Origin of the sequence: Rhodococcus sp. NBC_00294, assembly GCF_036163995.1 — a bacterium.
Taxonomy (GTDB): Bacteria; Actinomycetota; Actinomycetes; order Mycobacteriales; family Mycobacteriaceae; genus Rhodococcoides.
The window spans coordinates 1,488,299-1,500,895 of record NZ_CP108043.1 but is presented as its reverse complement, the minus strand read 5'-3'; the positions used below and the strand labels follow the sequence as shown (position 1 = coordinate 1,500,895).

The 12,597-nt window shown below is 69.5% G+C and carries 16 protein-coding genes; 2 read left to right on the top strand and 14 right to left on the bottom strand.

Features of this window, described 5'->3' with window-relative positions:
* The first annotated feature begins 13 nt into the window (after positions 1 to 13).
* A complete protein-coding gene (locus OHB23_RS07185) occupies positions 14 to 2,023 on the top strand; it encodes an acyl-CoA dehydrogenase family protein (RefSeq protein ID WP_082544307.1) in 2,010 nt (669 codons plus the stop codon).
* A gap of 95 nt (positions 2,024 to 2,118) precedes the next feature.
* Here the strand turns inward: OHB23_RS07185 and OHB23_RS07180 are convergent, their stop codons facing one another.
* From OHB23_RS07180 to OHB23_RS07115, 14 genes are all read right to left on the bottom strand, one after another.
* The gene (locus OHB23_RS07180) at positions 2,119 to 2,394 is read right to left on the bottom strand and encodes a metal-sensitive transcriptional regulator (RefSeq protein WP_027504515.1); all 276 of its coding nucleotides are present in this window, start codon (positions 2,392 to 2,394) and stop codon (positions 2,119 to 2,121) included.
* Positions 2,395 to 2,430: 36 nt separating this feature from the next.
* Entirely contained in the window at positions 2,431 to 2,670 is a 240-nt protein-coding gene (locus OHB23_RS07175; protein ID WP_156380452.1) for a hypothetical protein, read from the bottom strand.
* Positions 2,667 to 3,164, bottom strand: a complete 498-nt coding sequence (locus OHB23_RS07170) for a hypothetical protein (protein ID WP_027504513.1) — start codon at positions 3,162 to 3,164, stop codon at positions 2,667 to 2,669. The genes OHB23_RS07175 and OHB23_RS07170 overlap by 4 nt, the downstream gene beginning before the upstream one ends.
* Positions 3,161 to 3,628 carry a hypothetical protein gene (locus OHB23_RS07165; protein ID WP_328811192.1) on the bottom strand — a complete coding sequence of 156 codons (468 nt, stop codon included), beginning with the start codon at positions 3,626 to 3,628 and terminating at the stop codon, positions 3,161 to 3,163. Before OHB23_RS07165 ends, OHB23_RS07170 begins: the two co-directional genes overlap by 4 nt.
* A gap of 52 nt (positions 3,629 to 3,680) precedes the next feature.
* Positions 3,681 to 3,890 carry a hypothetical protein gene (locus OHB23_RS07160; protein ID WP_027504511.1) on the bottom strand — a complete coding sequence of 70 codons (210 nt, stop codon included), beginning with the start codon at positions 3,888 to 3,890 and terminating at the stop codon, positions 3,681 to 3,683.
* A gap of 57 nt (positions 3,891 to 3,947) precedes the next feature.
* On the bottom strand, positions 3,948 to 4,085 hold the full coding sequence (locus tag OHB23_RS07155) for a hypothetical protein (protein WP_155956937.1): 138 nt from the start codon (positions 4,083 to 4,085) through the stop codon (positions 3,948 to 3,950).
* Positions 4,086 to 4,174: 89 nt separating this feature from the next.
* The gene (locus OHB23_RS07150; RefSeq protein WP_328811191.1) at positions 4,175 to 4,858 is read right to left on the bottom strand and encodes a DUF5336 domain-containing protein; all 684 of its coding nucleotides are present in this window, start codon (positions 4,856 to 4,858) and stop codon (positions 4,175 to 4,177) included.
* On the bottom strand, positions 4,855 to 5,829 hold the full coding sequence (gene hemB / locus OHB23_RS07145) for a porphobilinogen synthase (RefSeq protein ID WP_027504510.1): 975 nt from the start codon (positions 5,827 to 5,829) through the stop codon (positions 4,855 to 4,857). Before hemB ends, OHB23_RS07150 begins: the two co-directional genes overlap by 4 nt.
* Positions 5,830 to 5,898: 69 nt before the next feature.
* Positions 5,899 to 7,461, bottom strand: coding sequence for a uroporphyrinogen-III synthase (locus OHB23_RS07140; RefSeq protein WP_027504509.1), 1,563 nt, complete (start codon positions 7,459 to 7,461; stop codon positions 5,899 to 5,901).
* Positions 7,458 to 7,667, bottom strand: coding sequence for a hypothetical protein (locus tag OHB23_RS07135; RefSeq protein WP_155956936.1), 210 nt, complete (start codon positions 7,665 to 7,667; stop codon positions 7,458 to 7,460). The genes OHB23_RS07140 and OHB23_RS07135 overlap by 4 nt, the downstream gene beginning before the upstream one ends.
* Complete coding sequence (hemC, locus tag OHB23_RS07130) at positions 7,660 to 8,658, bottom strand: hydroxymethylbilane synthase (protein ID WP_328811602.1); 999 nt, start codon at positions 8,656 to 8,658, stop codon at positions 7,660 to 7,662. The genes OHB23_RS07135 and hemC overlap by 8 nt, the downstream gene beginning before the upstream one ends.
* Positions 8,659 to 8,687: 29 nt before the next feature.
* A complete protein-coding gene (locus tag OHB23_RS07125; protein WP_328811190.1) occupies positions 8,688 to 10,082 on the bottom strand; it encodes a glutamyl-tRNA reductase in 1,395 nt (464 codons plus the stop codon).
* A complete protein-coding gene (locus OHB23_RS07120) occupies positions 10,079 to 10,960 on the bottom strand; it encodes a redox-sensing transcriptional repressor Rex (RefSeq protein WP_328811189.1) in 882 nt (293 codons plus the stop codon). The genes OHB23_RS07125 and OHB23_RS07120 overlap by 4 nt, the downstream gene beginning before the upstream one ends.
* A gap of 200 nt (positions 10,961 to 11,160) precedes the next feature.
* A complete protein-coding gene (locus tag OHB23_RS07115) occupies positions 11,161 to 11,421 on the bottom strand; it encodes a glutaredoxin family protein (protein WP_027504505.1) in 261 nt (86 codons plus the stop codon).
* Positions 11,422 to 11,601: 180 nt separating this feature from the next.
* Between OHB23_RS07115 and OHB23_RS07110 the strand changes: the two genes are divergently transcribed.
* Positions 11,602 to 12,567, top strand: coding sequence for an HAD family hydrolase (locus tag OHB23_RS07110; protein WP_222631034.1), 966 nt, complete (start codon positions 11,602 to 11,604; stop codon positions 12,565 to 12,567).
* Positions 12,568 to 12,597 lie beyond the last annotated feature (30 nt).

Here is a 12,597-nt window from a genome sequence, read left to right as displayed (position 1 = left end):
GTTACCGTCGAGTATGACCACTACCGAGACCGGCACCACTGACACCGGCACGTCCTCCGACAACGCTGCTCAGCTGGCGAATCACCTGCGCAGGACTCTCGACGGACGGTGGCGCGACGTACGGAACCAGACGCGCGAGCAGCTCGCGCGTCACGAGTTCGCACCGCACTACACACCCAACACCGCGATCGCGCGGACCAAGGCCTTCGAGCAGTTGCGTGTGCTCGCCGCGGCCGGCGCCGCCGAGTCCGGCTTCGCCAAGGAAGTCGGCGGCACGGGCGACATCGGCGCCGCCGTCACGATGATCGAGATGCTCGCCATGTCGGATCTGTCACTCATGGTGAAAGCCGGCGTGCAGTGGGGCCTCTTCGGTGGCGCGATCGAGAACCTCGGCACCGAGAAGCACCACAAGGAGTTCATCAAGCCCCTGATCGATCTCGAGACGCTCGGCTGTTTCGCGATGTCGGAGACCGGCCACGGCAGCGACGTGCAGTCGATCGGCACCACCGCGACGTACGACCGCGAGACGCAGGAATTCGTGATCCACACGCCGGACAAGTCCTCGCGCAAGGACTACATCGGCGGCGCCGCCGAGTCGGCGAAGTACGCCGCCGTGTTCGCGCAGCTGATCACCGCCGGACCGGGTGAGGAGCCCGAGAGCAAGGGCGTGCACTGCTTCGTCGTCCAGATCCGCGACGAGAACTTCGGCAGCGACCTCCCCGGCGTCACCACGTTCGACATCGGCTACAAGGGCGGCCTGCCCGGCGTGGACAACGGCCGCATCATGTTCGACCACGTCCGCATCCCGCGCGAGAACATGCTCAACAAGATCGCGGACGTCGCGGCCGACGGCAGCTACTCCTCGGACATCGACAACCCGAACCGGCGCTTCTTCACCATGCTGGGCACCCTCATCCGCGGCCGCATCACCGTGGGCGGTTCGGCGGGCGCCGCGGCGCGCGTCGCGCTGACCATCGCGACGAAGTACGCGCTGCAGCGCAAGCAGTTCAGCGCGCCCGGGACCGACGACGAGGTCACGATCATGGACTACCTCGTCCACCAGCGTCGGCTGTTCCCGCTCATCGCCAAGTCGTACGCGCTGCAGTTCGCGCAGAACGAGCTCGTCTCGAAGATGCACGACATCCAGAGCGCCGAGGACCCCGACGCCACCGAGCAGCGGGAACTCGAGTCGCGCGCGGCCGGCCTGAAGGCAGCGAACACCTGGCACGCGACGAAGGCGATCCAGGAGTCCCGCGAGGCCTGCGGCGGCGCGGGCTACCTCGCGGAGAACCGACTCATCGCGCTCAAGGCGGACTCGGACGTCTTCACCACCTTCGAGGGCGACAACGTGGTGCTCACGCAGCTCGTCGCGAAGGAGCTGCTCACCGCGTACGCCCACGAGGTCCGCTCGTTCGGTGCGGCCGACTGGGTGAAGTTCGCCGCCGGCACGGTCGGCGACGTGGTGAAGAAGCGCACGGCGGCGGCGCCCATCATCCAGACCCTCGTCGACTCCCGTCAGGACAACGAGGAGGAGGGCAGCCTCTTCAACCGCGGCACCCAGATCTCGATGTTCGAGGAGCGCGAGGAGTACCTCATCTCCACGGCCGCGAAGCGTCTGAACGGGTTGTCCAAGAAGATGAGCCAGTTCGACGCGTTCAACGCGGTGCAGGACCACATCCTGCACGCGGCCACGGCGCACGTCGATCGCGTGGTGCTCGAGGCGTTCGTCGCCGGCATCGACAACTGCGAGGACGACGACGCCAAGGAACTGCTCGGCGAGGTGTGCGACCTCTACGCGCTCACCACGATCGACGCCGACAAGGCCTGGTTCATCGAGCACCGCTACATCTCCACGGAGCGCTCGAAGGCCGTCACGCGCGGGATCAACGAGCGCTGCCGCACGCTGCGCCCGCACGCCCACACGCTGATCGATGCGTTCGGCGTTCCCGAGGCGCTGCTCGGTGCGGCGATGCTCGCCGACGACGAGCCGGGTGAAGTGAAGGAATCCGTCACCGCCGACTAGGCCGGCACCCCTTCGGCCCCCTCGCGAGTACGCCCATTCTGTCGTGATTCAGTGCTCCACAACGACAGTGTGGGCGTACTCGCCGGGGGCGGGGCTCAGGAACGGACGAGGCGAGCGATCGCCTCGGACGCCTCCCTGACCTTCGCGTCCGCTTCGGGTCCGCCCTCGCGGGCCGCGTCCACGACGCAGCCCGCGAGGTGAGCGTCCAGCAACTTCAGCGACACGGACTGCAGCGCCTTGGTGACGGCCGAGACCTGCGTCAACACGTCGATGCAGTACCGGTCGTCGGCCACCATGCGAGAGATGCCGGCCACCTGTCCCTCGATGCGGCGCAGGCGCTTGAGGAGGTCGTCCTGATCGAAACTGCTCATGCGTCCAGAGTACCCCCAGGGGGTAACGGGTAGAGGTCAGCGCCGCCGTACGACGCGCATCACCAGGTACACCGCGACGGCCGCCGCGACCACGGAGAGAGCCGCCCACGGCCCCGCGACACGGGTCGAGTCGTACGTGACCGAGAACCCCTCGAACGACGACGTGGTGGGGAACTGCTCGGTCACGGTGGTCGTGGTCCTCGACTGCACCCACAGAACCACGGCCACGACGGCGAGGACGACCGCGACCACCACCGGAGCGAACCGGCGCATCACGCGTCGGGCTCCGCGTCGGTGGCGGGCGCCACGAGTGCGAGCAGTTCCTCGCGGAGCGTCTCGTCGTCCTTCGCCCACGCCTGGACCAGGCCGTTGCCCCGCAGCTTCAGGCCGACGCCGGTCCGCTTTCGCGGCACCCCGGACAGCTCCCCCAGCACTCGCGCGGCCTGCCACTTCTCCAGGGTGTTCCCGTTGGCGTCGTAGTCGGGCTCCGGGTACACCTCGAGGATGTCCGCGATGGCTACGTTCTCCGTGCCCTGGCTCAGCGTCGTCGGCGTCAGGATCACCGTGGCGTGCCGACGGGCGGCCACGATCTGCACGTAGGTGAAGGCCATGAGAACCAGCGCGATCACGACGAGCGCCACGTAGTGCACGACGGGTCCCGTGTAGATCTCGACGCCGAGAGCGATGAGACAGAAGATCGGCCCCCAGGCCAGGGCGCGCCACTTCGCGCCGTACTCGGCGAAGATCACCGGTTCCGTCTCGTCGCTCACGGGGCCTCCGGTGCCGCGAACCACGGCGCCGCGGACGGTCGGTACACGAGCACGCAGGCCACGAAGAAGAGGATCGCCCCGAGCGTCGCCAACAGGGGCACGATGGCGAAGCCGACGGTCACCGAGCCCAGGAGCACCAGCCCGAAGACGATCGACAGGACCGTCAGTGCCCGGCGGAACCGCGGATCGCCGCGTCGACACGCGGGCCCCGCGAGGAATCCGATGGCCAGTCCGACGATGATCTCGAGGACACCGACCGTGCGCAGCACCGTGATGACGCTCTCCACGGCATCCGGCTCGCCCCCGGTCTCGGTCAGCTGGGTCCGCAGCGAGTCGGCCGGGAACGTCAGCGAGATGAGGCCGAGCAGCACGACGAGGACGGCCCCGAGAACCCACACCGCGAACGCGACGGTGACGATCCGGGGACGGGGGGGCGACGCGGGCTCGGGCTTCTCGACGTTCACTCGACCATCCTGCCAAGACGCCTCCACACGGTGGAGTCCAGGCGTCTCTCGATCAGGTGAGGACGGCCGGCAGAAGCACTGCGGCAGCCATGAGGATGCCCGTGATCAGCACGATGGCGAGCAACCACAACTCACGTCGGCCACTGCTGCACTCGACGGTCTGCATACGAGTGCGAGGCGCCGTGGAACCGGCGGAGGTGGAGGAGAAATCGGCGGGCAACACTGTCTCCGTACTGATCAGAATGCTTGTGACAGTGGTCACGATACACCGATCGATGTTTGACGCAAAAAGACAGCCTGACCAGGCAGGACGGGCGTCTCAGGCGCCCGAGAAGCCGCTGGCGACGACGAGGACGACCACCACCACGGCAGACGTCAGGAGCAGCAGGGCGAACACCTCGGCGAGAGGGTTGCGGCGGTCGTTGGCGTCGTGCCCGACCGTCTGTCGTGGGGTCATGAAGATCCTCCGATCAGGGTGTGTCCGATCGTCAGAACCATAACGCCACTTCTGTAACTCAGGTCACATCTGTCACGGCGTGTCGCAGGTCAGCGCGGTGATCTCCGGGAGAGGAAGTACTCCGACGACTCGCGTCGATGCATCAGATACACCGCACCCGCGGCCGCGACGGCCTGCAGGATCCCGAGCACCGCGGTGACCAGGGCGATCGCGCCTCCGGAACCGAGGCCGAACAGCGTGGGAATCGTGGTGACGACGATGACCACGCCGATCGCCGTGAGAACCGCGCGCGCCCAGAGTTTCCCGGCCCGCATCTTCCGCACCACCAGGAGGACGAGCCCAGCGATCAGCACCCCGACGATCAACGACAACACCATGGCCACGACGAGCACGGTGTCCGCGGTCTCGGGCGGCAGTGCCAACGACGGGTCCTGCGCCTCGAGGTCCGTCAGGAACGCGTCGAGAAAGGCGTCACGATCGGTGAACAGGGAGTAGAGCCCGATGAGCATCGAGAGCAGACCGATGCCGATCACGCCGAACCACAGGTGGCGCGCCGTCTCGATGTCGACCGGCGCCTCGCTGTTCTCCGGTGACCGCATCGGCTGCATCGCGCTCGGGGGCAGACCCTCGGGGTGCCAGCTGCCCTGCGGCTGCTGACCCCACTGCGGCTGCTGACCCCACTGCGGCTGCTGACCCCACTGCGGCTGACCCTGCGGATCGTGGGGGTCGTGGCGAGGGTCCTCCGGGTTGCCGCCCGGGCGCTGGTCGTTCACAGCCGCGTCGCGATCTCGGTGGCCCAGTAGGTGAGGACGATGTCGGCGCCGGCTCGGCGAATACTGGTGACGGACTCCATGATCGCCGCGTCGCGGTCGATCCACCCGTTCTGCGCGGCGGCGGTGATCATCGCGTACTCCCCCGAAATCTGATAGGCGGCGACGGGCACGGGCGACGCGTCGGCCACGTCGCGCAGGATGTCGAGGTAGCTCATCGCGGGCTTCACCATCACCATGTCGGCACCCTCGGCGATGTCGAGGTCGAGTTCGCGCATCGACTCGCGCCGATTGGCCGAATCCTGCTGATAGGTCCGGCGATCGCCGCGCAACGTCGACCCGACGGCCTCGCGGAACGGGCCGTAGAAAGCCGACGCGTACTTCGCCGTGTAGGCCAGCTGGCCCACGTCGGCGAATCCGGCGGTGTCGAGGCCCTCGCGGATCGCGCCGATCTGCCCGTCCATCATGCCGCTCGGACCGAGCAGGTGAGCGCCCGATTCCGCCTGCGCCACAGCCATGTCCACGTAGCGCACCAGCGTCGCGTCGTTGTCGACGCTGCCGTCCGCGGCGAGGACACCGCAGTGACCGTGGTCGGTGAACTCGTCGAGGCACGTGTCCGCCATCAGGACGGTGCTGTCGCCGAGGTCGTCTCGGAGCCGACGCAGACCTGTGTTCAGGATGCCGTCGGGATCCGAGGCCATCGACCCCTGTCCGTCCTTGTCCTCCGGACGCGGAACCCCGAAGAGCATCAGACCGCCGACTCCGGCCCGCACGGCCTCGTCGGCAGCGGCGGACAGCGAGTCCAGGGTGTGCTGGACGACGCCCGGCATGGAGCTGATCTCGCGCGGGGCATCGAGGCCGTCGGCCACGAACATCGGCAGCACCAGGTGCCGCGGTTCGAGCGACGTCTCCGCCACCAACCGGCGGATGGCTGGGGTACGACGCAGTCGCCGGGGACGGTCTACGGGGAACACGGAACCCTCACTTCGTTCGGCCGTGCGCCCTTTGCGTATCCCTGGATGCGCAAAGGGCGCACGGGCGGGTCAGCGCCTACGAGACTTCTTGCGCGGAGGCGGCAGTGCACCCTCGGCGCGCAGTCGTGCAGCGTGCTCGGCCAGTGCCTCGACCAGCGGTCCGACCTGAGCCGTCTCGGGCTGCACGTCGACACGCAGGCCGAACTCGACGGCCGTCTCGGCGGTCTTCGGTCCGATGCACGCCACGAGGGTGCGCGCGTGCGGCTTGCCGGCGATGCCGACGAGGTTGCGCACGGTGGAGCTCGACGTGAAGCACACGGCGTCGAAGCCGCCGGTCTTGATCATCTCGCGGGTCTCGGCGGCCGGCGGCGCAGCGCGCACCGTGCGGTACGCGGTGACGTCGTCGATCTCCCAGCCGCGCTCGCGGAGGCCCTCGGCGAGAGTCTCGGTCGCGATGTCGGCGCGCGGCAGCAGGACCCGGTTGACGGGGTCGAAGACCTCGTCGTACGGCGGGAAGTCCTCGAGCAGCCCGGTGGAACTCTGCTCGCCGGACGGGACGAGCTCGGGGTTGATGCCGAACGAGCGGACCTTCTCGGCCGTCGCTTCGCCGACGCAGGCGATCTTGACGCCGGAGAACGCGCGAGCGTCGAGTCCGAACTCCTCGAACTTCTCCCACACCGCGCGCACCGCGTTGGTGGAGGTGAAGACGACCCACTGGTAGCGGCCGTCCACGAGGCCCTTGACCGAGCGCTCCATCTGAGCGGGGCTGCGCGGCGGCTCGACGGCGATGGTCGGCACCTCGATGGGGATGGCGCCGTGCGTCACCAGGCGCTCGCTCATCTCGCCGGCCTGGTCCTTGGTGCGGGGCACGAGGACGGTCCAGCCGTACAGCGCGCGGCTCTCCCACCAGGACATCCGGCTGCGCTGCGAGACGACCTTGCCGACCGTGACGATGAGTGATCCCACGAGCTCGGATCCCGCGTCGTTCAGCGTCGCGAGTGTCGCCTCGACGGTGCGCTGCTGACGCGTCGTACCGCGGACGGTGATGGCGACAGGCGTCTGCGGGGCCAGGCCGTGCTCGACGAGCGCGCTGGCGGTCTCGGCGAGGTGGCCGGACGTCGCGTGCAGGACGAGCGGTCCGGGTGCCGCGGCGAGCGACGCCCAGTCGACGTCGCCCCGGACGTCCGCCTCGGTGTGCTCGGAGCCCAGTGCCATGCCGGCATAGCTCGGCACCGCGGACCCCGCGGGAAGGCCGGGAACGACCTCGAACTGCACCTGGGTCCGCGCCACGGCGGTGACCTCGGCGATGACGGAGTCTGTGGTCAGCGGGTCACCCGAGACGAGCCGCACCACGTCGTGGCCGTTCTTCGCCTCGGCGACCAGCGTCTTGGCCACCTCGGCGGGCTCGCCGAGCGCCGGACGCACGTCCACGCCGTTCTCGCCCGTCTCGGCGTCGGCCGGGACTGCGGTGCCCACCAGGGCGATGACACCCTTGTCGACGTCGGGATCGGTGAAGGCCATCTCGGCGATCGCCAGCGCGTCCCTCGCCCGGACGGTGAGCAGGGCCGGGTCGCCCGGTCCGGAGCCCACGAACAGGATCCGTCCCGGGGTGTTCTTGCGGACTCGGCTCATGATTCGTTCTCCAGTGCAGTCTGTTCCGCGTACTTGTCGCGGAAGCGGATCTCGATCTCGGTGGCGGGACCCCGCTTGGGGATCAACCGCGATGTGGCGATGCGCTCGTACCGTCCCGGACGGGGTGTCACGCGTCGCCCGGGCAGGCCGCCACGTCTGTGTCGGCTCGCGGTCCCGACGACGCTCAGCGCCCTCTGCTCACGCATCGATCGACTCGCCTTTCTCGGTACCGCCCGGTCTCTGGGTCGAGGCGGCGGTGGACGAACTGGAGGGCTCGGTGACGGCGACCAGGTCTCGGGCGCCGAGTTCGAGAAGTTCACGGGCGACACGGCGGCCGATGCCGTCGGCGTCGTCGACGGGCCCCACTGCGGAGGCTCGGATCACGTCGGAGCCGTCCACCGCCGCGGCGCAGCCGCGCAGGGACAGTTCCTCGAAGACTCGGCCGTCCTCGTCGATGGACTCGACGACCTCGGCGATGGCCCCGACCGGAGCGGTGCAGCCGGCCTCGAGCTCGGCGAGCAGGGCCCGCTCCGCCGTCACCGAGGCGCGGGCCGCGGGATCGTCGAGGGTCGCGAGCACGGAGGCCAGATCGTGGTCGTCGGAGCGGCACTCCACTGCGAGTGCCCCCTGAGCGGGAGCCGGCAGGAACTGCACCGGCTCGAGAGCCTCGGTGACGACGTCCAGACGGTCGATCCGCGCCAGTCCGGCACGGGCCACGACGACGGCGTCGAGCTCACCCCTGGTGACCTTGCCGATGCGGGTGTCGAGGTTGCCACGCAGAGGCTGCACGTCCAGGCCGAGGCCGAGTGCGCGCAGCTGGGCGATACGCCGCGGTGCGGACGTGCCGACGGTGGAACCGGCGGGCAGTTCGCCGAGCACCAGTCCGTCGCGCGCCACCAGGGCGTCACGCGCGTCCTCGCGCTGCGGGATCGCGCCGATGGTGAAACGCTCGTCCTCCGCCGTCGGAAGATCCTTGTAGGAGTGCACGGCGACGTCGATGGTCTTGTCCGCCAATGCTTCCCGGAGGGCGGCGGTGAATACGCCCACGCCGATCTCCTGCACCGGTGCGGCCGACTTGTCGCCCGCGGTGGTCACGACGACCAGCTCGGTGCGGACACCGGCGGCCGTGATGGCAGCGCGGACGGTCTCGGCCTGCGTCGTGGCGAGCAGGCTGCCGCGGGTACCGATACGCACCACGCGATCACCCAGCGCAGCGGCGTTCGCGATCATTCCGTACCCCGCTCGTGGGAGAGGGTGAAGTCGTCCGCGAGGGCGGCGGTGGGATTGTCCGTGTCGACGGCGGTGGCGACCTCCATCGGCGACGCGACGGCCTGAACCGTGCTCGGCGAGAGCTCGAAGAGCTCCCGGAGCGCCTCGGCGTAGGAGTCGCCGCCCGGCGTGGTGGCCAGCTGCTTCACGCGCACGGTGGGCGCGTGCAGCAGCTTGTCGACGACGCGGCGCACGGTGCGGGCCACCTCGTCGCGCTGCGGGTCGGCCAGATCGGGCAGTCGTGAGTCGAGCCGCATGAGCTCCGACTCGACGACCTCGGCGGCCCTCTGACGCAGCGCCGTGACGGTCGGGGTGACCTCGGCGAGGCGCTGTCCGGACAGGTAGGAGGCGAGCTCGGCGGCCACGATGTCGCGGGCCGCACGCTCGTCGGACGCCGCGGCGCCGGCCGCGGGATCGTGCTGAAGCGACTCCATGTCCAGGACGGTCACGCCGGGCAGGCCGGCGACGGCGTGCTCGACGTCGCGAGGCAGGCCCAGATCGCATATCACCAGCGGGCGAGCCTGCGTGTCGCGCTGGGCGAGCGCACGGTGGGCGTCGGCGATGGTCACGACGGCACCCACCGCACCGGTACAGGTGACGAGGATGTCGGCGTCCGCCACCGTCGCGGAGAGCTGGTCGAGTGTGATCGCGCACGACGTCACGCCGCCCGCGGCCGCGGTCTCGGAAAGGTGCTGCGCGCGGCTCTGGGTGCGGTTGGCGACCGCGATGCTGCCGATGCCGGTGCGCGTCAGATGAGCGACGGAGAGACCGCCCATCGCGCCGGCGCCGAGCACGACGGCCTTCTTACCCGCGAGACCACCGAGCACGTCGGAGGCGCGATCGAGCGCGACGGAGACCACGGAGGCTCCCGCCTTGTCGATGCCCGTCTCGGAGTGGACCTTCTTGCCCACGCGCAGCGCCTGCTGCGCCAGCTCGTGGAGCGCGCGGCCCGATGCCTGCTGAGCGTCCGACGCCGCGTAGGCGGCACGGATCTGCCCGAGGATCTGCTGCTCACCGATCACCATCGAGTCGAGTCCGCCGGCGACGGCGAACAGGTGCTCGGCCGCGGCCTCGCTGTAGCGCACGTAGGCGTACTTCGTGAGCTCGGCGAGCTCGAGACCGGAGTGCTCGGACAACAGTGCACCGAGATCGGTCAGAGCGCCGTGGAAGGCGTCGACCACCGCGTACACCTCGACGCGGTTGCACGTCGAGACGATCATGACCTCGGAGACATGCGGCGACATCATGATCTCGTCGGTCAGTTTCGGGCGTTCCGTGTCGCTGACAGCGATACGTTCGAGCACCGAGACGGGAGCGCTTCGATGCGAAATCCCGAGGAGAAGGACACTCACGGTGCTATCACCGATCCGTTTCTACTAGCGGGGGTGACCGTCCGGGGATCACGACAGACCGGGCGGGCGGGACGGATGCGCGGTGCCTTGTGGGCGTTCGCGAACGAGAGGACCTGCAGCTCCACGGCGAGATCGACGCGGCGGAGATCGACGTGCGGGGGGGTCACCGGATCGGTGGACGCGAAACTGAGGATGCAGTCGATGTCGGCCTCGACGAGGGCGTCGACGGCGGACTGGGCGGCAGCGTCCGGCGTGGCTACGACGCCGACGGTGGCGCCGAGCTCGGCGGCGACCTCGACCAGCCGATCGACGTGCAGAACGGTGAGCTGCGAGTAACCGTCGTCGGCGTTGCCGACGGTGATCTCGCGGCCCACGACGGCCGGATCGCTGTCGAACAGGGCGACCATCGTGAAACCGCGACGACTGAACCCGTCGTACCCGACCAGTGCGGTGCCGAGGTTGCCGGTGCCCACCAGCACGACGCGGTGACCGCGATCCAGACCGAGCGCCAGCTCGATGCGCGCCCGCAGGCGAGCGACGTCGTATCCCACTCCGCGAACACCCATCGGGCCGAGGAACGAGAGGTCCTTGCGCAGCGTGGCCGAACCGACCCCGGCGGCCGTCGCGAGGTCCTCGCTCGAGACGATCATCACTCGGGTGTCGGTCAGCGAACTCAGTACCCGGAGATACCCCGCGAATCGGGTGACCGTAGCCTGGGGCACAGCGCGAGAGACCGCACCACCGTCACGAGACACAGCACCACCGTCGCGGCCGGAGTCGGACACGGCGCCGGAGCGCGCGATACCGACGCCGGGCAGGCGGCGTTGTGAGGTCACGTCGAAGGCTCCTCGTCCGACGGCACGCCTGATGACAAGCATGCGGTCTCCACGGTCATCCGAGGATCGGCGGGCCACGCACAGGACCGTGGTACCTGTGACGCAGGGTTCGTCGCCGACCCCTTTCTTCTCTCCACGGTAACCTCTCGTGGAGGGATGAACAAAGTCGCCGACCCGTGTAGTACGATCCCGCGCCCGGCGATCCGACGGCCGCGCGCACCGACGGTGACGAGCGGCCCGGGTCAGTTCTCCAGATCGCGCCGCAGCCGGGGCACGTCGACGTCCCAGTAGCTGTGTTCGCGGCCGTCCAGCAGCACCACCGGCAGCCGGTCCCCGTACTCCGCCCGCAGGTCAGGGTCCTGCGCGGCCACCGCGTCGACGTCGACCGACTCGCAGGCCACGCCGTACTCCGCACACAGGGGAACGAGCACGCGCAGGGCGGCGTCGCACGCCCCGCATCCGGCGCGTGTCAGCAACGTCACGGTGCGTACCGGGCTGGTCATGAGTCGAGTGTCTCACCGCCTCGCGCACGCGGTTAGGGTGGATCGGCAGGACCGGGACGGCCCGCGCCCGTGGGACGACCGGTCGAGGTGGGGAGGTGCACCGTGCCCGATCAGCATGATCCGGACGACGCACATGCTGCTGTCACGCCCGATTCGGAACTCACCGAGTCGCCCGAGGTGATGGACGAGTCGCGGGAACGTCGACTCGTCGACCCGGAGGCGGCCGAGAAGCAGGTCCGTCGACGGATCCGCAATCCCCTCGGCCCCACCGCCGCCCAGATCCGCGCCAAGCTCGCCGGCGAGGCGAGCGCCGATGCCGCCATCGCGCTGCAGGCCGAGAGCGCCGAGGCCGCCGACGACCACGTCAGTACGGTTCCGCGTGATCTCACTGCCGCCGCGTTCTTCGACGTCGACAACACGATGGTGCAGGGCGCGTCGATCATCCACTTCGCCCGCGGGCTCGCGGCCCGCAAGTACTTCACGTCCAAGGACGTCTCCGAGTTCGCCTGGCAGCAGATCAAGTTCCGCGTGTCCGGCAAGGAGAACCTGGGCGACGTCAGCACCGGCCGCGAGAAGGCACTGTCCTTCGTCGAGGGCCGCTCGACCGCGGAGATCGTGCGGCTCGGCGAGGAGATCTTCGACGAGATCATCGCCGACCGCATCTGGGCCGGCACCCGTGCTCTCGCGCAGATGCACCTCGACGCCGGCCAGCAGGTGTGGCTCGTCACCGCCACCCCGGTGGAGCTGGCGTCCATCATCGCCAAACGCCTCGGCCTGACCGGCGCGTTGGGCACCGTCGCCGAGAGCAAGGACGGTGTCTTCACCGGGCGCCTCGTCGGCGACATCCTGCACGGTCGCGGCAAGGCCCACGCCGTGCGGACCCTCGCCGTGCGCGAGGGCCTCGACCTGCGACGCTGCACCGCCTACTCCGACAGCCACAACGACGTGCCGATGCTGTCCCTCGTCGGGACGGCCGTCGCGGTCAATCCCGACGCGGACCTGCGCGAGCTCGCGAAGAACCGCGGGTGGGAGATCCGCGACTTCCGCACCGGCCGCAAGGCCGCCAAGATCGGCGTCCCCACCGCTCTCGCACTCGGTGCCGTCGGCGGCGGCGTCGCCGCGGTGCTCGGCCGACGCAACGTATGAACCGACCGGCCTCCGGCCTACCCGCCACGC